Genomic DNA, 26,047 nt, shown 5'->3' with positions numbered 1-26,047 from the left:
GGCTTTATATATACAAGTAACACAGCGGGGGGCAAACCCTAAAGCAACTGTGCAGAAAAATGAAATTATTTTATAAATAACTGATATTCAGCTATAAAAAGATGTAAAAATTTTTAATGTATTCTTTAATCCTTTTAATAGACTGGGTAATGTGGTATTCTACAGCTTTTTCAGAAATGTTTAATCCTGCCGAAATGTCTTTGGTAGATTGATGCTTGTAGCGGCTGAGCCTGAAAACTTCCTGTGTTTTTTCGGGGAGCGAATTGATGCCTTGTTCGATAATGGCTGAAAGGTCGTGAAGCGCGACTAAATTGGCGGTATCCTGATGATCTTCGGTGTAGGTAAGGCTTTGGTATTGCACATACTTATTTTCCATCACCAAACTTCTGATGTGGTTAATTACACTTAGTTTTAAAGCCCCGAACAAATATGCCTGCAGGTTATTGATTTTGGCTTCAGCACGTTTTTCCCAAAGTGAGATAAAAATATTCTGTACCAGCTCTTCGGCAATTACTTTATCGCCGGTTTTTTTATAGGCAGCCAGTAATAACTCTTTACTATAGGTGAAATAAACTTTTTCGTAAGCCTGCTTGTCGCCCAATTTTAGACGGTGAAGTAAATCATCAGAACTTTCAGGCTCAAAAGGAATCATTGGTTTATTTGATTGTAGGCTAAGTATCGTAAATGTATAAATTTTAAGTTTTAAAGTTGGAATGCTTTATTGTTGAAATGCTTTAAAGTTTATTAGTCCAGCTAAGCAGTTTGCAATTCACAGTTAACTAGTTTATACAATTTAAACAATTAACCTGATCCAGCTAAACAGTTAACCAACTTACCTACTAAGTATAAATAATTTATCACCTTTTATCTCATTTTTTTAACTTTGCTCAATCTCAAAAAAAATATGCAGGAAAAAATTGTTGTTTTAGGCTCTAACGGACAGATTGGTACCGAATTGGTAACCACTTTGCGTAAGATATACGGCGATGATAACGTGGTTGCATGCGATATTCGCAGGCCTGATTACGATATCAAAAATTCTGCGCCGTTCGAATTTGTAAATGTACTTGATAAGGAAATGATCAAAGGCATTTTTCACAAATACAGGCCAACGCAGGTTTACCTGCTGGCAGCATTATTATCGGCAACGGGCGAGCAGAACCCGAAATTAGCCTGGGATTTAAATATGAACGGTTTGCTAAATGTATTGGATTTAGCGCTTGAATATAAAACGGCAAAAGTATACTGGCCAAGCTCAATTGCTGTGTTTGGACCAAATTCGCCAAAAGATCATACTTTGCAATATTGTGTAATGGATCCGAATACGGTTTATGGTATCAGTAAACTGGCTGGTGAACGCTGGTGCGAGTATTATAACCAGAAATATGGATTGGATGTACGCAGTATCCGTTACCCGGGATTAATTAGCTGGAAAGCTGCACCGGGAGGTGGAACTACTGATTATGCCATTCACATTTTCCACGATGCGCTTAAAAAAGGCAGTTACCAGAGTTTCTTAAATGCCGAAACCGAATTGCCGATGATGTATATGGATGATGCCATCCGTGGTACAATCGAATTGATGGATGCTCCTGCCGATCAGATTTCGGTACGCAGCAGCTATAATTTTGCAGGGGTTAGCTTTACACCAGAGGTTTTAGCTGCCGAGATCAGAAAGCATATTCCTGATTTTACCTTAACTTACACCGATAAAGATCCGCGCCAGCAAATTGCCAACAGCTGGCCACGTTCTATTGATGATAACTATGCCGCTAAAGACTGGGGCTGGAAACCAGAGTTCGATTTATCGAAACTGACAATTGACATGTTAAAGAATTTAAAAAAATAAGATTTTGGTTAACTGTTTAAAATGGTTAATTGTTTAAATCGTTGCAAAATGCAATTAACCGGTTTGGACAATTAAACAGTTAACCAATCAGAACAAAAAAAATGGGAAGAGCATTCGAATTTAGAAAAGAAAGAAAATTTAAGCGTTGGGCCAAAATGGCGGTTCAGTTTACGCGTATTGGTAAAGATATTGTAATGGCAGTTAAGGAATCGGGACCTCATCCTGAAACCAACTCGCGTTTACGTACTGCAATGCAAAATGCTAAAGCAGTAAACATGCCTAAGGATAGGGTAGAAGCAGCTATCAAGCGTGCATCTGATAAATCGCTGGCCAATTACGAAGAAATTGTTTACGAAGGTTATGCACCTCACGGAGTAGCAGTTTTGATTGAAACGGCAACTGATAACACCAACCGTACTGTAGCCAATGTGCGCAGTTACTTTAATAAAACCAATGGAACTTTGGGTAAAACGGGTTCTTTAGACTTTGTTTTCAACCGCAAATCTATTTTCCGTTTTGTGCCTGCCGATGGTTTAGATCTTGAAGAACTGGAGTTCGAATTGATTGATGCAGGTTTGGAAGAACTATATGTAGAAGCCGATGAGGAAGGAAATGATATCGCTGTTGCACAGGGAGCATTCGAAAACTTTGGTTCTTTACAAAAAGCACTGGAAGAAAAAGGTATTGAATTAAAAAGTTCTAAATTGGAGCGCATTGCCTTATCGCACCACGAGGTTACAGAAGAGCAGGCAGCCGATGTTTTAAAACTGATTGATAAACTGGAAGAGGATGATGATGTGCAGGCGGTTTACCACAATATGGCTGAGTAATAGCATTTGATATGTTATAGAAAAGGTCCCGATGTTAAGTCGAGACCTTTTTTCATTTAGACCTTACAGGTTTTAAAAACCTGTAAGGTCTGATAAACTATTTCTTATGCGAAAATAACCAGGGCAATAATTCTGGCTCTGCAAATGCGCTGTCCCAGCTGTTGTGGTTAGCATTTGGATAAAGCGAAAACTTAACCTCGTCGCCAACGGTTTTTAAGCGTTCGGCAATGGCGATGGATAGTGCCGGATCTACAATATCGTCTTTTGCACCATGGAAAATCCATAGCGGCGTTTTTTTGTATTTTTCGATGTTATTGGTATTGTCGCCACCACAAATGGCAATTGCTGCAGCAAATTTGCGACGCTCTCTTCTCAGCAGCTCATAAGTTCCCATTCCACCCATTGAGAGGCCGCCAACATAAACCTGCTCGCGGTTTACATAAGGTTTTTTCAGGAAGTCTTTAATCATACCCTGCAAGGCGTGCATAATTTTGGTTGGTTTACCTCCTTCAACAAAGCTTAATTTCCGTTTGCCATTGGCATCTTTGTCTAAATTGATATTGGCCCAAAAATCATTTGCCGGGCATTGAGGAAATACCACAATAGCAGGAAAGTTTTTGCGGACATCGTTTTTCAAAAACAGTTTGCCACCGTGTACCAGCTGACTGGCATTATCGTTACCCCTTTCGCCACTGCCATGCAGGAAAACAACTAAGGGGTATTTTTCCTTCGGGTTAAAGTTTTCCGGAAAAAGTACTCGGTAGTAAATGGAATCTTTGCCTTTGATAAAGCTACCTTTATCGTATTTTTTTAAATCCTGAGCGTTTAAAAGCAGCGCAGAAAAAAGAAAGCAGATGGTGAGAGAAAAAGTTTTCATCAGGATATTTATGTTTTATAAGTAGTTTGCAAGCCTTAATGGTCTCCTACCTGCGGGGTAGTTTTTGACGATGAACCTGGCTGATTTATTTTTATTCTGGCCGGGAAGGTCATCAATCATTATGCTTTCCTATCACAAAAATAGAAAACCCTGGCTACTTTGCAATAGCACAGGGTTAACAACCAAACCTAATTGTCTTTATTTCAGTGCAAAAGATGCTTCTTTTACATCGCGTGAGTTAGTACCAATGAATACTTTAAAATCGCCGGGCTCTGCTACAAACTTTAAATCTGAGTTGTAGAATTTAAGGTCGTTTTCGGTAAGGGTAAAGGTGATGGTTTTGCTTTCGCCAGCCTTTAAACTTACTTTCTGGAAACCTTTTAATTCTTTCACCGGACGGGTAATGCTACCCACCAAATCGCGGATATACAACTGTACTACCTCCTGACCATCGTATTTGCCGGTATTGCTTAAGGTAACAGATGCGTTAATCGATTTGCCTTTGGTTAAAGTATTTGAACTTAATTTAATATCGCTGTAATTAAATGTGGTATAGCTTAAACCGAAACCAAATGGGTATAAGGGATCATTGCTCACATCTAAATAATTAGAACGGAACTTTTCGAACCATTTACCTTCGGCCAATGGGCGGCCAGTGTTTTTGTGTGCATAATAAAGTGGTACCTGACCAACATTTTGAGGAAAAGTAGCACTTAATTTACCCGAAGGGTTCACATCGCCAAAAAGTACATCGGCAATGGCACTACCTGCTTCGCTACCCGGAAACCAAACATTTAAAATGGCAGGTATATTTTCTTCCTCCCACTTTAATGCCAATGGGCGGCCCGTAAATAACACCAAAACCACAGGTTTACCGGTTTTAGCCAAAGCTTTTAACAGGTTTTTTTGTGTTTCAGGAATCTGGATATCGGTAACACTGCTGCTCTCTCCGCTAAACTCAGAACCTTCACCCATGGTCGCTACAATCACATCCGATTTTTTCGCAACCTCTAAAGCTTCCTGAATCATCTCTGCTTCTGTGCGCGAATCGTGCTTATAGGTAGGGTTGTGGATGTTTACATAACGGTGCTCTAAAGCAGAATCGGCAAGGAAATTCGATCCACGAGCTGTTAATATTTTGGCATTGTTGCCTAAAGCATTTTTTAAACCCTGCAATACGGTTACCGATTTATCAAATAAAGCAGCAACACTCCAGGTACCGTACATATTTGCGGTATTATCTGCCAATGGACCTACTAAGCCAATAGTGCCTGATTTTTTAAGTGGCAAAGTATTATTGTTGTTTTTTAGTAATACGAAGCTTTCTGCTGCGATCTGGCGCGCAACGCTCCGGTTTTCGGTACTGAAAACTTCTTTCTCTGCACGGTTTGCGTCGCAGAATTTATAAGGATCGGCAAATAAGCCCAGTTTATACTTAGCCTGAAGGATTAAGCGGCAGGCCCTGTTAATCTGATCAATACCAACTTTCTTTTCGGCAAGCGATTTTTTTAAGGTGCCTAAGAAACCTTCGCCAACCATATCCATATCTACTCCGGCATTTAAAGCCAAAGCAGAAACCGTTTGTAAATCGCCCATGCCGTGTGCAATCATTTCAGGTATGCCGGTGTAATCGGTTACTACGAAGCCTTTAAAGCCCCACTGGTTGCGCAAAACCTCGGTCATTAACCATTTACTGCCTGTAGCCGGAATGCCGTCAACCTCATTAAAAGAAGCCATAATACTGGCTGCACCTGCATCAACGGCTGCTTTGTAAGGTGGAAGATACTCATTGTACATTTTTACCTTACTCATATCAGTGGTATTGTAATCTCTGCCAGCTTCGGCTGCTCCGTAAAGCGCATAGTGTTTTACACAAGCTAGGATTTCATTATTGGCCTGCAATTTTCCCTGGTAACCTTTTACCATGGCTTTTGCAATTTGCGAACCCAGGTAAGGGTCTTCTCCATTACCTTCTGAGATCCTTCCCCAACGTGGGTCGCGCGAAATGTCGACCATAGGAGAGAAGGTCCAGTTGATGCCACTTGCACTAGCCTCAATGGCCGCCACACGTGCTGATTTTTGAACAGCATCCATGTTCCAGGTGGCACTCATGCCCAATGGAATCGGGAAAACCGTATTGTAACCATGGATTACATCCATACCAAACAACAAAGGAATTTTCATCCTGCTATTTTCTACAGCAACCTTTTGTACTGCCCTGATTTTCTCAACCCCCTTAATGTTGAATAAACCACCAACCTGACCATCTTTGATCTTTTTACCTATATCGCTGCTGTTGGCCTGCCCGGTGGTAATATCACCAGAACTTGGCAAATTTAGCTGACCAATTTTCTCCTCAACCGTCATTTTAGCCATCAGGTTATTGATAAAGGTATTCATCTTTGCTTCTTCGGCCGAAACCGGTTTTTTGGTCTGCGCAGATGCGTTCAGTACGAGGGCTGTAAAAAAAACAACCAGGATTTTCGCTCTTTTCATTGTATGTGTATTTTATTCTTTTTCCTTATTATGTTTAAGCCGGCGCTCGTTTCAAACGAGTGCCTAAATAGCTTTACGATTCTATCGTATTTTTAATCGTTATAAACGATTGTTTATTTCCATACCTGTTAGAAACGGGCCTTAGCATTTACTTTTAATCCACTTTTTTAACTGCAGTTTTCGCCGAAACACCATTTTCATTTATGGCTTCAATAGCGAAGTAATAAGCTTTTTGGCTATCCATTGCTTTAAACCAGTATTCGTTAAAATCGTGTATCATGATGCAGTTGTAAAGTTTATCGGGCGCTGTACCGTAATACAGGTTATAGGCAAAGGCGTTATCAACCGGTTGCCATTTGATGTAAGCACTGCGTTTATCTTTTTCGGTGCGCAACACAATCAGGTTTTTTACCTGCGATGGTTTTTCACCATTACCATTACCAAAAACACGCAGGCCGCTAATGGCAAATTTTCCGGTAGGCATGTGGATATTAACCATTTTAATGAACCTCGTTTTAATCGCTTTTGGTAGCTCGATATAATCATGCGGAACATCGGTTTTGTTCTGGCTTTTATCAACTAGAACACTCCATTTTTTGCCATCAACTGATGAAAGGATTTTGTACTGGTGGAAAATACCGGTCTGCTTACCTATAAACTCAGCATCCTGATCTGCATAATTGATTTGAATGGCATTTACCGTAGCTAAGCTGCCCAAATCTGTCTGTATCCATTCGCCGTTGTTTGCGGTTTTGGCACTCCAGTAGGTCTTAATGCTTTCATCAACTGCATTATTGGCCTGAAAAGCACCCAATGTTGATGAAACTGTAACTGGTTTTTTATAGTTGATGAGCATCCATCCCGGACCTGCCGGGCCATTTTCTTTCCTTTCGGAAGGCAGATAGAGCGGATAATCGCCAAATGCAGTATTGGTCCACATTACATCATCCTGATCAAAACCCGTAGGCCAAATGCCCATCCGGCGCTCCCAAGTATTTTTTACGCAAATAATGCTGGTAGAAATGTGCCAATAGTTTTTGTTGTTATCCTGAAAGGTTGCCCCATGACCTGCCCCGCGTGAAAAGCCTCCTCCCTTATAACTCAGCGGATCGGATTGAGGTGTAGCCTGAATACCATCAAAAAGTGGTTTACTGCCCACTACAACGCCATCAGAATAGCCGCTAAACTCAGTCCCGGGGGCACCATACTGAAAATAGTATTTGCCATTGTGTTTGGTCATCCAGGCACCTTCGGCAAATGGATCGAGAAAAGTATCGTCCATGTATTCTCCAAAGCGCTGCCAGCCATATCGCCAGCTTTGCAGCAGGTACATTGGGGTGCGGGTTCCTTTAGGCTTAAATGTTTTGCGGTCTAATTCTACCCCATACATTGGGTAGTTGTTGCTACTGCCGTTGTACATGTAAAATTTACCATCATCATCAGTAAAAAATGCCGGGTCCCAACCACCAATTTCTAACGAATCGACCAAAGGAAACCATTTGTTTCCTTTGGGATCGGTACTGCCCCACAGGGTGAAATTTTTGGTGTAAGTACTGCCAAAAACCACCATGGTATCGCCAACGATGCCAACTCCGGGTGCGCAGAGTTCATCTTTGGTTTTATTCCATGGGCGCAGAAACTTTCGTTCTTCGAACTTCCAGTTCAGCATATCAGGACTATGCCAGTAACCCCATTGGTTGGTGCTAAACAGGTAGAAATCGCCTTTATAGTTAACAATAACCGGATCGGCCGTGGCGCGATGCCGGCCCCATTCGGTAAAAGACTCGAAAGGGGTATAGCCATAGTCTACATTAATCGGGTTGCAATAGGTTTTTTGCTGTGCCTTGGACCCGATTGTGAGGCTGATTAATATGATGAATAGAATATGTTTCATTTATTATGCTAAAATTTTAGTTACCGGTTTATTTCTTCAATTCCGGACTTTCAAATCCCAGTTTGGTTAAACCTTTTTGTACATCGGCATTGCTCATGAATAACTTCCAAAGCAATCCCGACCTGTAATTTTCGATCATGACAATCATTGGCCCCTGATCTATTCCTAAATAGCGTTGTGGGTACCAGTTATCGGTTTCAGAAAAAGCGTCGTAAAAACCGTATTTACCCCAAACTTTGGTGCCCAAATCTTCGTAAAGATGTCTGATCACCTTCATCGACTCTTTTTGTGTGTAGGGAATAGATGAAATGGCGGCTGTAGGAGAAATTACCCCAAAATCTTCCTGTGGATTATGTGCAGCATAGCCTTTAACAGAATAGCTGGCCGTTAAACCCCAGTTGTTTTGGCCATAGCCTTTAAAACCTTTTGGATTAGCTACACAGTAATCGTGAATAGCCAGTGTATGGTTTACATTATTCTCCCAGTAATTGGCATAACGGTCTTTTAATCCTTTCGGGTTTAAACCTAGATAAGAATAATGTGCCCAGAATAAGGGACCAACCGAGTTTTTCTGGCCTTGATAATCAAGGGTAAAAGGATGGCCATAAACATCAAAATTCGTTTTAATTTCACCATTTCTGGCCCAACCCTGATGGTAAACTTCGGCAGGTACTGTGTGGGTAGGGGAGGAAGCCGCTAAAACGTACATAATTAAACATTCGTTATAGCCTTTTACCGGAAAGTTCATTTCCCATTGGTATTCGGGCGACCAATGCCAGTACAATACATTCTGGCCTCCTTTACGGTACCAGTTAAAATCAATCCCTTTCCAAAGTTCGTCGGCTTTTTTGGCTAAAGCTTTCTCTGCTGCCGTACCGTTTTTATAGTAAGCATCGATACAAATTAATGCTTGTGCAACAAAGGAAGTTTCTACCAGATCGCCACCATTATCTTTGCGGCCGAAAGGGCGTACTTTACCGGTTTCGCCATAAATCCAATGCGACCAGGCACCATGAAAACGATCGGCCTTAGCCAGGAAATCGAGTATTTGATTTAATCTGTTTAGCCCATCTTTTTTGGTTACATAGCCCCGGTCGATACCACTTAAAATAGCCATTAAACCAAAACCTGTAGCGCCGGTTGCAACTGTGCTTTTATCGTTTTCGGGATATACATTATCTACATGATAGCGTTCGCGGCCGGCACCCGATGTAGGTTCGGCACCATCCCAGAAATACTGGAAGGTTTGTTTCTGTACCAGATCAAGCAATTGCTCGTCGGTTAAGTTTTTTCGTATGGTAAGATCGGGATTGTAACCTTGCTTTTTGTCCTGAGCACAAGCCGAAAAGGTAAAAAGTGTAAGTATTAATAAATGTTGAAATTTGAGTTTCATTTGTGTGTGTTGTTAAAGGTTTGGACTGTTAAAACCAAGATTTTTCATTCCTGCTTTTACTTCCGGGGCACTCATAAATAAGTTCCAGATTAATTTTGTTCTGTAATTTTCGATCATGACTACAATCGGTCCCTGATCTATTGCCAGGGTAGAGGAGGCAAACCATTGGTCTTTTAATGAAAAAGCATCGTAAAAGCCATATTCGCCCCAGGTTTTATTGCCTAGCTTGTAATAAAAATATCTTAGTGCCTGCATCGATTCGGTAGGGGTGTAAGCCATAGAAGCCAGTGCTGCGGTTGGCGCTACGGTTCCAATATCGTTGGTTGGCGAACTTGCAGTATATCCACCTTGAATATCACTTGCTGTTAAACCCCAGCAGTTTTCGCTGTAACCATAATTACCCTGCGGATTGGCTTTACAATAATTGTAATTGATTAAAGCATGTGCTTTAGTTTGCGTTTCGTAATTGGCGTAGGCATCCGTTAAGCCAGTTGGATTAATGCCCATAAACGAGTAGTGCGCAAAAAATAGCGGCCCACCGTTTGCTGTTCCTAGGGGAAGCTGAACGCCATAGTAGCTGCTGCCGTTTTTTATGGCCCCGTTTTGTGCCCATCCGGTATCGTAAACAGTTTTAGGAATAGCAAAAGTAGGAGATGCTGCGGCCATCACATAAGTAATTAAACACTCGTTCCAGCCTTTTATGGGTAAATTCATATCCCAGTTGTAATTTGGGCTCCAATGCCAGTATAAGGTATTGCCATTATCTTTCCGGTACCAACTCCATTCTACACCGTTGTATATGGCGTTAATATCGGCTCTTAAAGTAGTTTCTGCTGCGTCAACTCCGTTAAAATATTGTCGGGCGGTAATTAAACCTGCCATTAAGAAAGAAGTTTCTACTAAATCGCCACCATTATCTTTAACGCTAAATGGAATTACTTTTCCGGTATTTCCGTCCAGCCAATGTGGATAGGCACCATGAAAACGGTCGGCTGTTTTTAAGAAAGATACCATTTTTTGTATTCTCGCCAACCCATCTGCTCTGCTAATAAAATTACGGCTAATCCCGGTAATCAGGGCCATAATACCAAAGCCAGAGCCACCTGAAGTAACGGTATTGCCAGAAGTATTACGCTCTCGGGCCAAGCCACTGGTTGGGTGGCCAAAGTCCCAGAAATATTTAAAGGTTTGTTTTTGAACCAGGGTAAGCAGTTCTTCGTCTGTAATCCGGGCGAATTTGTCAGTATCATCAACTGCAGTAATCAGGGTCACGGTAATTGCCGATTGCAGTTTGTTCCCGCTTTTTGACAACAAGCCAGTGTTAATGTTTAAAATATATTTTGTAATAGGTTGCAATGCCGAAGGGGTAATTACAACGGTATTATCGTTATTTTCTAAGGTTGGGGTAAATGCTGCGGTGTTTCCGGCTGCATCGGTTAAGGTAATGTTTCCACTAACAGAAGATAAATTGATAGCGGAAGAGAAGGTAATTTTAACAACAGGCGTATTGTTTAAGCCATAATAGGTAAAGCCGCTGTAAGTGCCGTTTACTTTTAAATCGGCAAAAGAATAAGTTGATGGAGGCGCAACCGGATCTACTACAGGATCGTTTGTGCCACCTTTTTTGCAGGCAAAGAAAAAAACAGAAAGAATTAGAATAAAGTAGTAGTTTTTTTTCATTTCGGGAGATTTTAAAAAGGGCTGCCATTTGGCAACCCCTTTTATTTGTGCCTATTTTAAGGTGGGGATTTTACTTTCCTCTGCCTTCAAGCTTAGCAAGAGCACTGATTTCCTCAGGTGCCAAAGCTTTGTTAAAAATGCGTACCTCGTCTAATTTGCCCGTTAAATAGCTGGCCCAGTCTTGCTTGCCGGTTGATGTGGTTAAGCTAGGGGTGGTTTGAAAATGAACTGTTCCAAAAACCATTTTGCCTGCATTCTGAAATGTTAATGCCCCCAGGTTTGCAACCGTTTTTTCGCCAAGTTTTGATCCGTTTACGTATACTTTAAATGTAGAGGTTGTCTGGTCATAACTGTAGGCAATTTGTGTCCATTTACCCCATGGAGAGGTGATTTTGATGAAGTTATCACCGCCGTTATTTACTACTCCGGAATAAGTACGTGCTACCAGTTTACCGGTAGTTGCATCGCCACCATTTTCAAAGAATAAGGTTAGATTTCCCCAAAAGTCTGATGATTTTGAGACATCAACAAGTCCAACAATACCCTTATCGTTTAAAGGCATGTTAACCCAGCAGGTAAGGGTAAAACTTTTTAAGTTTTGAACGGCAGCGGGTGTATTGGACACCACATAACCATTTAAAGCACCTTGTAAGCCTTGTCCTTTTACTCCCGTAGCAAATGAAGTTCCGGTGTTAACGCCAGCTGTGTTAGAAACACTATCAGTTAAACCACCATCAAATGCCCAATAGGCAACTAAATTGCTGGGTGCAACTTGTTTGGCACTTGTGTAACCACCAATATTCAAAGCGGGAGCATAGCTTGATGGATCAAATTTTTTCTGACAAGAAGATAAGCCTAAACCCACAACTGCCAATAATAAATATTTTGTTTTCATTTTTTAATCAATTGAAGAGGTTAGTATCCAGGATTTTGTGTCAAAACACCTACACTTATATCAATCTCAGTTGACGGAATAGGCCAAACTTCGTTTTTACCAGCTTTCCAGCCTTTGGCACCAAATACAGCAGTACCACGACCCTGGCGAATTACATCAAAGTAACGATCAGATTCCATCGCTAACTCAAGTTGTCTTTCTTTCCAGATGGCCTGACGCAGTGCATCTTTATCACTTGTTGTAACATCAGGAACAACACCAGCTACACCACCGCGTGCACGTGCACGAACCCTGTTTAATGAAGTTTTAGCTAAAGTTGGATTGTTTAGCTCGTTAGCGGCTTCTGCGTTCATCAAAAGAACATCGGCAAAGCGAAGTACACGTACGTTTTGGTCAGCTCCCTGTGTATAACCAGAGATAATGTTGGCAAATGGTACGTAAGATTTCTCATTATACATCGGATTATCTGCGCTGTTAGAGATTGCATCACCTTGTGGAGTAGTTTCCCCTCTGTAAAGAATTGTTGCGTTCCGACGAACATCGCCTGCTTCGAAAGCTGCGTCCAATGCTGGTGTTGGTACGTTGAAACCCCATCCAAGGTCTGGCGTGTTTGCTCTTGCACCTTGTACCTGGCTGTACTGCGAATTTGATGCATCTTTATTATTCAATAAAAGTGCGCATTGAATTTCAAATACAGACTCTACGTTGTTTTCATGGTTGGTTCTAAAGCCTTCCTGAAAATTAGGATATAAATCATAACCTAAAGTCATAACGGTATTGGTGTACGATAAAACCTGGTCCCATTTACCTAGATACATGGCAACTTTAGCGTGTAAACCCAAAGCAGCGCCTTTAGTTGCTCTGCCTAAATCGGCGGCCGGATAGGTTTGTGGCAACACTGCAGCAGCCTCATCTAAGTCTTTTTCGATTGCCGCATATACCTGGGCTTTAGGTGTTCTCGGAATATTAAACTCAGAAACATCTTTAGGCACCGTTAAACGTAAAGGTATATCACCAAATGCTCTTACTAACCTGAAATAGGAATAAGCGCGAACAAATTTGGCTTCTGCTAGGTAACGTGCTTTTAGACTGGCATCCATGTTAATTCCAGGAACGTTATCTAAAACCTGGTTACATAAATTAATGTTTTGGTACTGTGCCTGCCAGAAACCTCCAAATTGACCTTCTGTTGAAGATGCTGTGTAATTGTCAAAGTTATTTAAATAACTGGCATCGTTTGCCGTACTTCCTTTCTCGGCGTCATCGCCAGGAATACTTTCAACAGCTAAAGCAGGGAAGGCAGTGTTACCCCAGCTTCTTAAGTTACCATAAATAGCGATTACAGCTTTTGAAGCGTCGTCTGCTGTTTTCCAAAAGGTAGCCTCTGGTTGTTTTGCCTGTGGATCTACATTTAAAAATTCCTTTTTACATGCAGGCATTACCAAAGTGGTAGCTAGGATTGCAATTAAGCCCAGCTTTTGGATGTATGTATTTTTATGATTTAATTTCATTGTCTTAATTATTAGAATTGAACCTGAACACCTAATCTGTATGTAGCTGCAAGCGGATAAACATTTGCATCTATACCTCTTGAAATAGGGCCACTGTTGGCATCATATCCGATTTCAGGAGTAAATCCTTTGTATCCGAATAAGTTAACAGCATTTTGTGCGTCAAGAAATACTCTGATTTTTTTCATTGACCATTTGCCCATTAATGAAGCAGGAAGCGAGTAACCTAATTGTACTGTTCTTAAACGGATATAAGAACCATCTTCCACATAGAATGAGTTAGGTGCAGCATTTGACGTAGATCCAACGTTAGCTGATGGGTAAGTGTTAGATGTACCAGCACCATGCCATCTGTTATCGTAAAAATCTTTGCTGAAGTTTTCATTACCGAAACGGTAAGCAATGTTAGCATTGTAAACATCAACATCAGCAACACCTTGAATGTCTAAAGCTAAATCCCATCCTTTGTAAGCGAAAGTTGTATTGATACCATAACTGTATTTAGGATTTGGATTTCCTAATACTACACGGTCTTTCCCATCAATGGCGCCATCACCATTTTGGTCTACATAACGGAAGTCGCCCGGTTTTGCACCAGTTTGCGCTGACGCAGCAACTTCAGCAGGAGTTTGGAAAATTCCTGCAACCTGATAACCAAAGAATGATCCTATTGGGTCACCTTGTACGGTACGTGTTGCTAATGCACCGTTAGCAATGCCTTGTCCACCACTATAAATTGGGTTTGAACCCGTAATTACCGATAATACTTTGTTGTTATTAATTCCTATGTTTCCACTAATCGAATAACTTAAACCACTTTTAGTTTGATCTCTCCAGGTACCCAGGAATTCGACCCCTCGGTTACGTAAATCAGCCTGATTACCAATTAAGCTTGGAGTAGCTGTACCAATCGAAGTGAAGATTGGTATGCCAAATATAGCCTGCTCTGTTTTTTTATTATAAAAACTTGCTTCAATATTCAATCTGTTTTTTAGGAATGCTGCCTCAAATCCAATGTCAGTACCCGTTGTACGCTCCCAGTTTAAGAATGAAGGAACTAAAGATGCAACGCTGGCACCTGTATAGGCTACACCATTTAATACCGTAACATAGCCAGCTACTTGAGATACAGTTAAAGTTGTTGGATTTACTGGTACACCGGCATTACCCACCTTACCCCATGATCCCTTTAATTTCAAATTATTGAAGATGGTTTGATCTTTCATGAAGTCCTCGTTGGAAATTACCCAACCAGCACCTATTGCTGGAAAATACCCCCAAAGATCGCCACCCCCGAAAAATTGAGATGCCGCATCAGCACGCAATGTTACATTTAATAAATACTTGTCTTTATAAGAATAATTTGCCCTTCCGAAATAAGAAAGATAAGTAGATAAGCTTCCACCGTCTACTACTTCACGGGTGCTCGCTGTACCTAATGCCAGGTATAAATCTCCTTCACTGCTGTAAGGGACATTTAATGCACTGGAATTGAGATAATAATTTTTTCTTCTTTGCGCAGTTGTACCCGCTAAAACTGTTAAATTATGATTGCCGAAAGTGTTTTTATAGGTTAAAGTGTTCTCTAAAATCCAGTTTCTGTTTTCATCCCTGTTGATGGTTAAGCGGCTAATGTCATTTAGTTGACCCTGTGTTGCTTTATAAACAGGTGTATAGCCTCTTACTTCATTTTGTCCAAAATCACCACCAGCACTTGTTTTAAAAGTAAAGTTTTTAGCGAATGTTAACTCTGCATAAACATTTCCGTTTATGCGGTAGTTTTTAGATTTCTGGTTAAAATAGTCTAACGTTACCTGAGGGTTGAAGTTGTTACCACCTCCTAAACCGAAATCATTAGCATCGCCATAAGTCCCATCTGCATAATAAACAGGAACTACTGGACCCGCAGCGTATAGTTGACGGAAAATAGCTCCGTTGATATCGTTTGAATTTATAGACGTTCCGGAAACCGAATATCCTACTTTCAAAGATTTCAGAATTTGGAAATCGTTTGCTAATCTTGCGGTATAACGTTTCCAGTTTTGATTTTTAACAATACCATCCTCATTATCATAACCTAAAGAGAAGTTATAGGTCGATTTTTCAGAACCGCCATTAACAGAGATCTGGTGTGTAGTTTGTAATGCATTTCTTAATCCCTGATTGTACCAGTTGGTACCTTCTCCATAACTGGAAGGATTGGCAAATAATTGAGTGGCTCCATTTGATGCAGATAATTCATTGATAATTGTTGCATATTCGGTGGCATTTGCCATTTCGATCTGGTTGGTTACTTTTTTATAACCAACAGCTCCATTGTAATTAATAACTGGGCTATCATTCTTGCCTTTTTTAGTGGTAACTAAAATAACCCCGTTAGCTGCCCGAATACCATAAATAGATTGAGATGACGCATCTTTCAAAATACTCATATCAGCAATATCTGCAGGGTTTAAAAAGCTTATGTCATCGTACCAAACTCCGTCAACCACATATAGTACGCCCAGGCTACCATAAATAGTTCCTGTACCGCGGATTGTAATTTGTGGTGTCGAACCAGGAGTACCTGAATTGGTAATACTAACACCTGCAACTTTACCTTGTAATGCGCTTACTGCATTCACTGACGCTTGTTTAGAAATGTCCTCACCTTTAACCGAAGCTACTGATCCGGTAACATCAATTTTTCTCTGCGTACCATAACCTACAACCACAACCTGCTCTAATTGTTGTGTTGATGAAGCTAAGGATACATTAATAGTGGTTTGGTTATTTACAGCCTGCTCTTGCGCTGTATAGCCAACAAAGTTAAATACCAGCGTAGCGTTGCCCGGCACACTAATGGAGTAGTTGCCGTTTACATCTGTTTGTGTACCGTTTTGTGTGCCTTTAATTAAGATAGATACGCCCGGCAATGGAGTTTTATCGCCGCCATCAATTACCTTACCTTTCACAGTAATGTTTTGCGCAAATGCTACGTTAATTGCGAGTAAACAAAATACGGCCAGAACAGAAATTCTTGTAAAGATTCTTTTCATGCTTATTAAAATTTAGTTTAATTGTTAGTTAAATGTGAGGTTGTTTTTGTGGATGTGCAAGTGTTTTTACCTCTACATTAATACATCAACAGCAGCTTTAAGGTTTCACACCTAAATAAACCAAATGCGATTTTGGGTCAAAAACGCAGTTTTTTTGAATTTTAACAAAACATTAACACTTGCCTAAGTGTATAAATAACACCAAGTATTTTGTGGGGCTTGAAAAAGTGCTATGAGAGGTAATGATGTAGTGCGTGATGGGGACAAAACATCAAAAAAGTGATAAAAACCGTTTTTTACGCAAACGTTTCCGTAACAATAGTGTGCTGATTTTATAATGAATTTTACCTCCTAATATGGAAACACGGAAGCTTAAAGCTCCATTAAAAACTCGGTTAAATTTTTATCGTGCGGTACTTCCAGTTTTTTGCGCAGGCGGTATCTGCGGATTTCTACACCTCTTAAACTGATGTTCAGTAACGACGACATTTCTTTACTGCTCATGTTCATCCTTAAATAAGCACAAAGCTTTAAATCGTTAGGTACCAGATCAGGGTGTTGTGCCTTTAACTTTTTAAAGAAACTTTCGTGCGCTTCGTTAAAGCTGTTTTCGAACAGGTGCCAATCACGCTCGTCGTTCATACCGTCGTTAATAACCTTCTGTATTTTGCGGGTTTGCTCATCAGAGAGTTTTTTCCCGTTTTCATCTTTAAGCTTGGTAATGTCATCTGCCAGTTTTTGAAGCAGCTCATTTTTATACACCAGCGTCATAGCAGAATTAGCCAGTTCGCGGTTTTTCGAAGCCAGCTCGGCCTGAAGTTTTTCTGTTTGGAGTTTAATGATTTGCTTTTCGCTAATTTCAGCTTCCTGTCTTAATCTTTCCTGTTGCTCAGCTTTTAAACGGCTGGTAATTTTCTGACTATCGCGTTGCAGCTTTCTTTCGTATATCTTTTTGCCCATGATTAAAACCACCACAAACAAGATGGTGTAAAATAATATGGCCCAGTTATTCAGGTACCATGGGCGGAGGATGGTGAATGTATAAAGCGTTTCGGCACTTACCGTGCTGTCGTCAATTTTTGCCCTCACTTTAAAAGTATAGGTGCCTGCGCTTAAATTGGTGAAATCTTTCTGCGTGGCATAAGTCCAGTCAGACCAGGCTCTGGAATACCCTTCGAGGTAAAACTGATATTTCACTTTAGCCTGCCTGTAATAGGGGAGCGCATAAGAAATGCGAATGTTATTCCTGCTGTTCTGTATTTCAGTAGGCTCCTCAACATTACCGGTTTCACTAATTAGCGAAAATTTGTCGGTAATATCTTCAACCCGCCTAATCAGCACCTCCGGTAATTTTTGTTTCTGGTTGTTAAGTCCGGCAGTTGGGTTATAAATCACAAAGCCATCATCAACACTAATAAGGTAAATTGAATCGCTTATCCTGCTAATATTCTCGTAGTACTGCACCATCCGGCCATCCAAAATGCTAAATTGGTTCGAATCGATTTCAACTTTGCCCGGCTCGCTGAAATTAACCAATGCGGTTTTACCATGGTTAATGAACCAGTATTTTTTACTGCCCGCCGGAATAATTTTATTAGAGGTTTCGAAAGAACCCAGGTTTTTATTGAGTACCTCGTATTTGGTGAATTTATTGCTCAACTCATCGTAGGTATAAAAACCGGCATCGGATGAAAACACGATTTTATTCTCCAGATTGAAGATATTGATGTTGTAATTACCGGGCAAACCATTCTTTTCGTCGAAATATTTGGTGTTTGTTACCCTGGTATAATCGGGACTAAGGCTTAATTTAAATAAGCCCTTGTAAGCATGGCCCACCCAAATATCGCCTCTGTTATCTTGCTCAACATATCTGGAAGGTGCTCCAAAACCTGCTATTTTGGTTGCGAACTTCAATCCTGCACCTGGTGATTTGGTAAAGAGTGATAAACCTGTATAAGTGCCCTGAACCAGGTAATTGGGGTTAGAGTTTAGTTTTTTGATGGTCCAGCCACCCGATGACCTCGATATCCATTCTATTTTATCGCCCAAAACCTTAAAAGTGCCGCTGTTATGGCCGCAAATTAATTCATTATCGATAATGGCCAGCTCCCAAACCTGTCCCTGCGAATTCGGTATTAAACGAAAATTGAAGGGAAGGAGATTGTATGGTGACCACTCGCTGTAAAATAAGCCCTGATTGGTGCCGAGATAAATTTTATTGTTAAAAATGATACTGGAATATACGGTGCCGAACTGACCTGTTTTATCAAAGTAAAAATAGAGGGGAGAATTGAGTTCAATGCGGTCGATCCCGTTATCCAAACCTGTCCATAGGTTTTGCTCATTATCGGCGTATAAACTTAATACGGTATTGTTTTGCAATCCGCTCGATTTGTTAATGCGTTGTACAACCCTGCCATTTTCATCGATAATGATTAAACCATTTAAAATGGTGCCATAAGCATAATACTTGCCCAATAAATTTACACCATTATTTAACTGATAGGTTTTTAGATAACTGTTTGCAGGGGTGTTTAAGGGAGTGAAATTTTTGCCATCGTAAGTAAAAAGTCCGTTTTTGCTCGTGCCAATAATCAGTCCGTTGTTTTTATAGGGTAAAATGGAGAGGATTCCTTCTTTGCCCATTTGCTCACTCTGCGGCAGGTGTACCAGTTTATTGCCAATCAGCTCGAACAGGCCCTGCTCCAGCACCTCAATAAAATACCGTTGATTAACTTTATGCAGAAACAAAAAAGAAGACGGAGACTTTACCACTTCGATTTTATTGTTTTTGTAAATAAAGATTTTCGAAAAGGATTGGAAAATTACCCGGTCGCGATCTACGTAGATTTTCCAAACTTCATCATCTATTTTTATACCTTTCGGGAGCAGTTTGGTGAGTGAATTATAACCTAATTTGTTGTTTTTGATAGCCCAGTAGCCAAATTCTCCAAAGCTACCTGTATATATTCTACCCTGATTATCTGTTGCAACAGCTCTAACAATCTGGCGGTTTGGCATCCTGTATTTCTGCCAGTAACGACCATCAAAAGTTAATAAACCCTCGGCATTGCCAAAGTACATTACACCATTTTTGTCTTTTGTTATGCTCCAGTTCTGGTTTCCCGACGAATAAACTGATTTTGGATAGTTTTCTATATACGGTACCCCAATGCTTTTAATATCAGCAGCGCAAATATGGGTAGAAGTACAAACGACAAGCAATAAAAGAAAACCTAGAAGTTTTTGCATGTAATGCTAAATTAGGATGCTGATTAAAACACAAATTAAATAAAAAAATGATAATTGACTAACTTGTTGATCAACCGAAACAAAAAAGCAGACGCAGTATGAAGTTTCATATTGCATCTGCTTTATATAAATAAGTTAGGAGTAAGTTTAAGCTAAACTAAGTTTTCCAACCGGCTGCGGTACTTTTACATAATAACCAGTTCCATCATAAGGACGCTTACGAGGGTTCGTGGTACACGCTTCCGAGCAACAACCCTGAAGCTGTTCGCCACAGGCATCGCATTGGGTTACGTGTTCGTTGCACTCCGGATTGGCACAGTTAATCATTTTTGGGGTAGTAACACCGCAGTTATAGCAAACTGAAACCACCGTGGGGTTAACCTGGTTTACATCAACAGCAATCCTGTTATCGAAAACGTAACACTTGCCTTCGAAATCTTTCCCCCCAGCTTCTTTGCCGTATTTGATAATGCCACCATGCAATTGGTAAACATCGTTAAAACCATGGTGCAATAATAGGGCAGAGGCTTTTTCGCATTTAATGCCACCGGTGCAATAGGTTAAAATCTTCTTGTCTTTATATTGGGCAAGCTGGTTAATTTGTTCAGGGAAATCTCGGAAATTCTCAATATCAAGCGTTACAGCATTTTTAAATTTACCCAGATTGTGCTCATAATTAGAACGTACATCCAAAATCACTACGTCCTCGTCATCCTTCATTTTCATGAAATCAACTGGTTCTAAGTGTTTACCTGTTTTTTCATTTGGATTAATGATAGAGGTATCTCTTAAACCAGAATGCACAATTTCCGATTTGTAACGGCAATGCATTTTTAAAAACGAAAGCTCTTCTACATCGTCAATTTTGAATTCTGTTTTGGCAAATCTTTCATCCGTGTGAACGGCTTTCATGTAAGCCTCACAAGCTTCAGGAGTACCCGAAACTGTACCGTTTAAACCTTCGTCGGCAACGATGATACGGCCAACCAGGCCTAGCGATTTACAAAATTTAAGGTGATCGGCAGCAAATTGCTCTGCCTCTGCTATGTAACTATAGCAATAGTAAAGTAGTGTCTGATATTTTTTCATAACGCTGTTGATACCGTTGCATACGGCGTTTAAAGCGGTGCAAAGATAAGGTAATTATGTAAGATGTTAAAATGTAAGATGGAAAATGTACCATGTATGATGTAAGATGGGAAATGTAAGATGGAGGCTAAACTCCCATTATCCATCTTACGTCATACATTTTCCATATTAGAACCCGTAAGAAATCCTGAATCCTTGCGTCAGCTTGCGCCCTCCATCGTAGGCAAAGCCGTAGCTGGCCCTTAAAACCAAACGCTGTAAGCCAAAGTAAAACTCCTTGTAATTTCTTTTTTCTGGCGATGATAAGTAACCGCCTCCAATAAATTCTTCTAGTCTGGCTTTCCGTAACAAAGGAATTTTATTCATAAAGAAGCCAGCGAAATTATGCTCCAAATGCGCTTCAAAGTATTGTTGGTTGGTACTGAACTGATAGAAATCGAGGTATTGGAATTTCCTTAAATTGGGTGGGAAAATGGTAGAAATGTTACCTGAAAAGTGTTTAAAATCAGGATAGTACATTTTTTTGTTGTTGATAAATTTGCCCACTCCGGCTAAAAATGAGGTGTAGCCCAATAATCCTAAGCCAATTCGTTCCTGAAAAACCTCTGCCTTTACAAAATCGTAATCGATATCGCTGTTTAGCACATTGTTGAACCCCTTTTTGTACAAAACGGTAATTCTTGGGTATTTCGATTCGGTATAAAATTTACCATCCGGGCGCGTAATGTATTTTTGCCCGATGGTGTAAGTTAAACTTGCCGTGGCACTAAATGAGCTATATGTTGGGAAAAGGGGTACTTCTGCTTCAGGGTTAAACGGATTGTTCGAAGAGAATTCGCGATCCTTAGCATCGATAAATTTAAAATTCGTACTATTGGTTAGGCTCTTGTTTCTGCTGTAATCAACACCTAAACTACCTTGTAAGCCTGTAGCCAGTTCTCTGGTAGTGTTAATGTTGGCAAAGCTTTTCTCATAAAATTTAGGGAAATTCTTTTCGTAAAACAACGAGTTTATGGAATTACCCAAAGCAGTCATTGAGCCCAGGTTATTCAGGTCAAAAATACCATTCCCAAATGAAGCACCAATACTCGCACTTTTTAGCGGATTGTAATAGTAGTTTCCGGTTAAACTTCCGGTTAGTTTCTTGTTGGCAAAACCGTATCGCAGCTCCGGGCGAATGGAGTAAGACCTTCGGTTTTCGAAAGTTTTACGGTAAGTAACACCATATTTAATCGCAAAGCCTTCTACTGTATTGTAAAAAATTGCCCTAAGCACCGGATCAAAATACCAGTATTCTTTATCGTAACGATCGTTAATGCTATGTCCCCGGAGTAAGAGTTTGCCAATGCCAAATTTGTTATTGTCTTTTTCCAACGAATCGAGGTATTTTTTCGATTCCTTTAGCTTGGCTATACTGTCTTTCTTAATGTAATTTATCTTCTCATCTTCAGTTAAGGGGATAGGCCTGTTGTTGACCCAGTAGGCTGAATCTTTTTTGTTAACCATTTCGGTTACTTTTAATATTTCGCCGCTGAAGAAATTTTTAGAAAATTTAGGATCTGTATTGTAATTGCTGTACACGCCAACGTAATAACCGGCAATTTTAAAGCCCAGTACATTACCGGCGAACTGAAAATTGATCGAAGTTGGCATATATACCTCTTTCACTTTGGTAAACTGCTGATTGATGTTTAGCGTATCGATAAAATTGATACCTGCATTTTTGGTTAGGAAGAGGTCGGTGTTGTAAATCCTCCAGCTATTATCGATAATGTAAATAATACCCCTGAAAACCGGGTCGTTTTCGCGGCGCGGAATTACCTGTATCTTGTGGATCAGCTCTCCATTTTCAGTGCTCTCGCCAAGCAACTTGTATTTATAATAGAATAAAGCATTATCGGCAATTGGGGATATAAAGCCTCTGGCGCTTAATTTGTTTTCTAGCAGGTAATTATCGTAAAAATTAATAATCAGATCAGAGGCTTTATTGAAACTGAACGCATTATTGCGTCCGGCCACTTTCGAAGAAATCATTTCTTCGTGGATATTGTTTGGCCGGCTGAAATTGAATTTGCTCTGCGATTCTGAAAGATAAATAATGCCTTTGCGGTTAGTATCGAGCTCTAAAACCTTTTGTATATCCTGTCCGAAAAACTTTTTAGGGGCACCTTTTAAGCGTTGAACACCTTTAATATAAACATCACAGCTAAAGCTACTAACTTCATTTAAATGTGTTTTCCGTTCTTTAATTGCTTTACGCATAATGGCATAGGCAGGATCTTCGGCATTGGCCCTGATATTTACGTTTTCTAAAGTATAGCTTTCTGCACTTAGTGTTACGTTTAGTGCAATATCATCGGTAAGGTTAATGATGTGATCCTGTTGTTTGTAACCTACAGCCCTAAAACTCAGCGTTTGTTGACCGCTTTTTAATTTTACCGAATACTTGCCATCTACATTGGCTGATGTGCCGGTAGTAGTGTTTTTTAAATATACCGAAGCAAAAGGAACAGGCTGCCCGTTGCTATCTTTAACTATGCCGGTTACTGTAAATTGTTGAGCAAAAGCAATATGGGTAAGGCTACAAAGTATCAGGAGCGCGCAAATTCTTGTCATAAGTTAGATTAGTAAACTATAAATATCGAATAACTTTTAAGACTATACATACAGGTGTATGTTAAAGTTTGTTAAGTTGGCAAAAAAATAATAACAACGCTAATTTTTATAAAACAATATATCGCCTGGTGTTAGTTTCAATCTACATCAAACGTTTGTCTCTTTAATAAAGCCATTAAAATTGCCTTTTTGGTTCTGTAAGGCTTTTTTTTATAACTTTGGAGCCAACAATCAACCATATTAAAGGCCATGTATAAAACATTACAACCGGTTCTTCAAAAAGAACTAGAAGAAATTGAGAACGCTGGATTATTTAAACGCGAACGTATCATAATTACCCCTCAGGGTGCCGACATTCAGGTAAGTGGCGGAGCCGAGGTAGTAAACTTTTGTGCAAATAACTATTTAGGGCTCTCATCGCATCCAAAGGTGATAGAAGCTGCTAAAAAAGCGATCGATGATCATGGTTATGGAATGTCATCTGTTCGTTTCATCTGCGGAACACAGGATGTACATAAAGAATTGGAAGCCAAAATTTCTAAATTCTTAGGTACCGAAGATACCATTTTATACGCTGCAGCCTTTGATGCCAATGGTGGGGTTTTCGAACCTTTGTTCAATGCAGAAGATGCCATTATTTCGGATGAGCTAAACCATGCTTCAATTATTGATGGGGTTCGCTTGTGCAAAGCACAACGCTTCCGTTATAAAAATGCAGATATGGAAGATCTGGAGAAACAATTGATTGCAGCTAAAGATTGCAGACACCGCATTATTGTTACCGATGGCGCTTTCTCTATGGATGGTTCTGTAGCTCCTTTGGATAAAATTGCCGATCTGGCCGATAAATACGAAGCATTAATCATGATCGATGAATCGCATTGCACGGGCTTTATTGGTAAAAATGGTCGCGGAACACACGAGCACTTTGATGTAATTGACCGTATTGATATCGTTACAGGTACATTAGGTAAAGCTTTAGGAGGCGCTTCAGGAGGTTTTACTTCAGGTAAGAAAGAAATTATCGATATGCTGCGCCAGCGTTCACGTCCATACTTATTCTCTAACACTTTAGCTCCGGCTATTGCAGGTGCATCTATTGCTGTGTTGGATATGCTGAGCGAAACTACTGCCTTAAGAGACAAACTGGAAGCAAACACAAAATATTTCCGCGAAAAAATGACGGCTGCAGGTTTCGATATCAAGCCTGGTTTCCACCCAATTGTTCCGGTAATGCTTTATGATGCAAAAATTGCTCAGGAGTTTGCGGCGAAGATGCTTAACGAAGGTATTTATGTAATCGGATTCTTCTATCCTGTTGTACCTCAGGGTAAAGCAAGAATCAGGGTGCAGTTATCGGCAGGGCATGAGCAACATCATCTTGATAAAGCCATTGCTGCCTTTACCAAAGTAGGAAAAGAATTAGGTGTAATTTAATAGCCCTAAAATTTATATCGTTCAAAAGCCGCTTCTTGCGGCTTTTTTTGTTTCGGGTTCATTTTCTTTTATAATGCTATTGTAAACTGATTATTTGAACCCGGCAACCTTAAAAATATTAGATAATTTGCTGTATATTTGAAGCCATGTTACAGGATAAAATAACACAATATACCGAAAAAATCAATGCTTTTGTAACCGAAAAAGCAGATGAGTTAGAGCAGTTCCGTATTAAATATTTAGGAAGCAAGGGTATCATTAAAGAGATTTTCGAAGAATTTAAAACAGTTTCTGTCGAAGAAAAAAGATCTTTAGGTAAGGTGCTGAACGAGTTTAAGCAACTGGCCGAATCGAAATACCAGGTGTTAAAAGAATCGACAGAAAGTTCTGATCAGCAAACAGATCACACACAACCCGATATGACATTGCCGGGCGAAGGTTTCGAGATTGGCTCCCGTCACCCGCTGGCGCTTGTGCGTAGAGAGATTGTGGAGATTTTTGCCAAACTTGGCTTTACTGTAGCCGAAGGACCGGAGATTGAAGACGACTGGCATAACTTCTCCGCACTAAACTTCCCTGAAGAGCATCCGGCAAGAGATATGCAGGATACCTTCTTCATTAAAAAAGGTGGCGAAAAAGGCGATATTGCCTTACGTACGCACACCTCTTCTGTACAGGTACGGATGATGGAGCAGGGACAGCCGCCATTCAGGGCCATTATGCCAGGACGCGTATATCGTAACGAAGCGATCTCGGCAAGGGCACACTGCTTTTTCCACCAAATAGAAGGTTTGTATGTGGATGAAAATGTTTCATTTGCAGATTTAAAGCAAACCTTGTTTTACTTTGTACAGGAGCTGTATGGGGAAGGTACTAAAGTTCGTTTCCGCCCATCGTATTTCCCTTTTACTGAACCTTCTGCTGAGATGGATATTTCCTGTACCATTTGTAAAGGTGCGGGTTGCCAGCTTTGTAAACACAGTGGTTGGGTAGAAATTTTGGGTTGCGGTATGGTAGATCCGAATGTATTGGAAAACTGTGGTATCGATTCGAAAAAATACAGCGGATTTGCATTTGGAATGGGTATAGAACGTATAGCCAACCTGAAATACGTAATTAAAGATTTACGCCTGTTCTCAGAAAACGATGCACGCTTTTTAAAGCAGTTTAAATCGGCTTTAATCTAA

16 protein-coding genes are annotated in these 26,047 nt (G+C 40.2%); 4 read left to right on the top strand and 12 right to left on the bottom strand.

The window, feature by feature from the left end:
• Positions 1-91: 91 nt before the first annotated feature.
• Positions 92-652, bottom strand: a complete 561-nt coding sequence (locus HWV58_RS17520; RefSeq protein WP_175635331.1) for a sigma-70 family RNA polymerase sigma factor — start codon at positions 650-652, stop codon at positions 92-94.
• Positions 653-904: 252 nt separating this feature from the next.
• Here HWV58_RS17520 and HWV58_RS17515 point away from each other — a divergent pair, with 252 nt between their 5' ends.
• On the top strand, positions 905-1,849 hold the full coding sequence (locus tag HWV58_RS17515) for an NAD-dependent epimerase/dehydratase family protein (RefSeq protein ID WP_175635330.1): 945 nt from the start codon (positions 905-907) through the stop codon (positions 1,847-1,849).
• Between the two features lie 101 nt (positions 1,850-1,950).
• Complete coding sequence (locus tag HWV58_RS17510; RefSeq protein WP_124559498.1) at positions 1,951-2,679, top strand: YebC/PmpR family DNA-binding transcriptional regulator; 729 nt, start codon at positions 1,951-1,953, stop codon at positions 2,677-2,679.
• Positions 2,680-2,776: 97 nt separating this feature from the next.
• On the opposite strand, the gene HWV58_RS17505 is transcribed toward HWV58_RS17510, so the two are convergent.
• The 11 genes from HWV58_RS17505 to HWV58_RS17455 all read right to left on the bottom strand — a co-directional run bounded on the left by HWV58_RS17505 (position 2,777) and on the right by HWV58_RS17455 (position 23,423).
• Entirely contained in the window at positions 2,777-3,556 is a 780-nt protein-coding gene (locus tag HWV58_RS17505; RefSeq protein WP_175635329.1) for a carboxylesterase family protein, read from the bottom strand.
• Positions 3,557-3,754: 198 nt separating this feature from the next.
• On the bottom strand, positions 3,755-6,052 hold the full coding sequence (bglX, locus tag HWV58_RS17500; protein WP_175635328.1) for a beta-glucosidase BglX: 2,298 nt from the start codon (positions 6,050-6,052) through the stop codon (positions 3,755-3,757).
• 154 nt (positions 6,053-6,206) lie between these two features.
• A complete protein-coding gene (locus tag HWV58_RS17495) occupies positions 6,207-7,946 on the bottom strand; it encodes a family 43 glycosylhydrolase (RefSeq protein WP_175635327.1) in 1,740 nt (579 codons plus the stop codon).
• A gap of 28 nt (positions 7,947-7,974) precedes the next feature.
• Positions 7,975-9,339, bottom strand: coding sequence for a glucoamylase family protein (locus tag HWV58_RS17490; RefSeq protein ID WP_175635326.1), 1,365 nt, complete (start codon positions 9,337-9,339; stop codon positions 7,975-7,977).
• Positions 9,340-9,351: 12 nt separating this feature from the next.
• A complete protein-coding gene (locus HWV58_RS17485; RefSeq protein WP_175635325.1) occupies positions 9,352-11,019 on the bottom strand; it encodes a glucoamylase family protein in 1,668 nt (555 codons plus the stop codon).
• Positions 11,020-11,089: 70 nt separating this feature from the next.
• Positions 11,090-11,914 (bottom strand): LamG domain-containing protein, encoded by an 825-nt coding sequence (locus HWV58_RS17480; RefSeq protein WP_175635324.1) that lies wholly within the window; start codon positions 11,912-11,914, stop codon positions 11,090-11,092.
• A 20-nt stretch (positions 11,915-11,934) separates the two neighbouring features.
• A complete protein-coding gene (locus HWV58_RS17475; protein ID WP_175635323.1) occupies positions 11,935-13,425 on the bottom strand; it encodes a RagB/SusD family nutrient uptake outer membrane protein in 1,491 nt (496 codons plus the stop codon).
• Positions 13,426-13,436: 11 nt separating this feature from the next.
• Positions 13,437-16,463 carry a SusC/RagA family TonB-linked outer membrane protein gene (locus HWV58_RS17470; protein WP_175635322.1) on the bottom strand — a complete coding sequence of 1,009 codons (3,027 nt, stop codon included), beginning with the start codon at positions 16,461-16,463 and terminating at the stop codon, positions 13,437-13,439.
• A 372-nt stretch (positions 16,464-16,835) separates the two neighbouring features.
• Positions 16,836-19,718 carry a ligand-binding sensor domain-containing protein gene (locus HWV58_RS17465; protein WP_175635321.1) on the bottom strand — a complete coding sequence of 961 codons (2,883 nt, stop codon included), beginning with the start codon at positions 19,716-19,718 and terminating at the stop codon, positions 16,836-16,838.
• Positions 19,719-19,865: 147 nt separating this feature from the next.
• Complete coding sequence (trhO, locus tag HWV58_RS17460; protein WP_175635320.1) at positions 19,866-20,807, bottom strand: oxygen-dependent tRNA uridine(34) hydroxylase TrhO; 942 nt, start codon at positions 20,805-20,807, stop codon at positions 19,866-19,868.
• 168 nt (positions 20,808-20,975) lie between these two features.
• Positions 20,976-23,423 carry a DUF5686 and carboxypeptidase regulatory-like domain-containing protein gene (locus tag HWV58_RS17455; protein ID WP_175635319.1) on the bottom strand — a complete coding sequence of 816 codons (2,448 nt, stop codon included), beginning with the start codon at positions 23,421-23,423 and terminating at the stop codon, positions 20,976-20,978.
• Between the two features lie 249 nt (positions 23,424-23,672).
• Between HWV58_RS17455 and kbl the strand changes: the two genes are divergently transcribed.
• Both kbl and pheS read left to right on the top strand, forming a co-directional pair.
• Entirely contained in the window at positions 23,673-24,860 is a 1,188-nt protein-coding gene (gene kbl, locus HWV58_RS17450; protein WP_175635318.1) for a glycine C-acetyltransferase, read from the top strand.
• Positions 24,861-25,006: 146 nt separating this feature from the next.
• Positions 25,007-26,047, top strand: coding sequence for a phenylalanine--tRNA ligase subunit alpha (gene pheS / locus HWV58_RS17445; RefSeq protein ID WP_175635317.1), 1,041 nt, complete (start codon positions 25,007-25,009; stop codon positions 26,045-26,047).

The sequence above is a fragment of the Pedobacter ghigonis genome, assembly GCF_903166585.1.
In the GTDB taxonomy this organism is placed as follows: domain Bacteria; phylum Bacteroidota; class Bacteroidia; order Sphingobacteriales; family Sphingobacteriaceae; genus Pedobacter; species Pedobacter ghigonis.
Note: the sequence above shows the minus strand (reverse complement) of the source record. Positions and strands in the feature narration are given on the sequence as shown.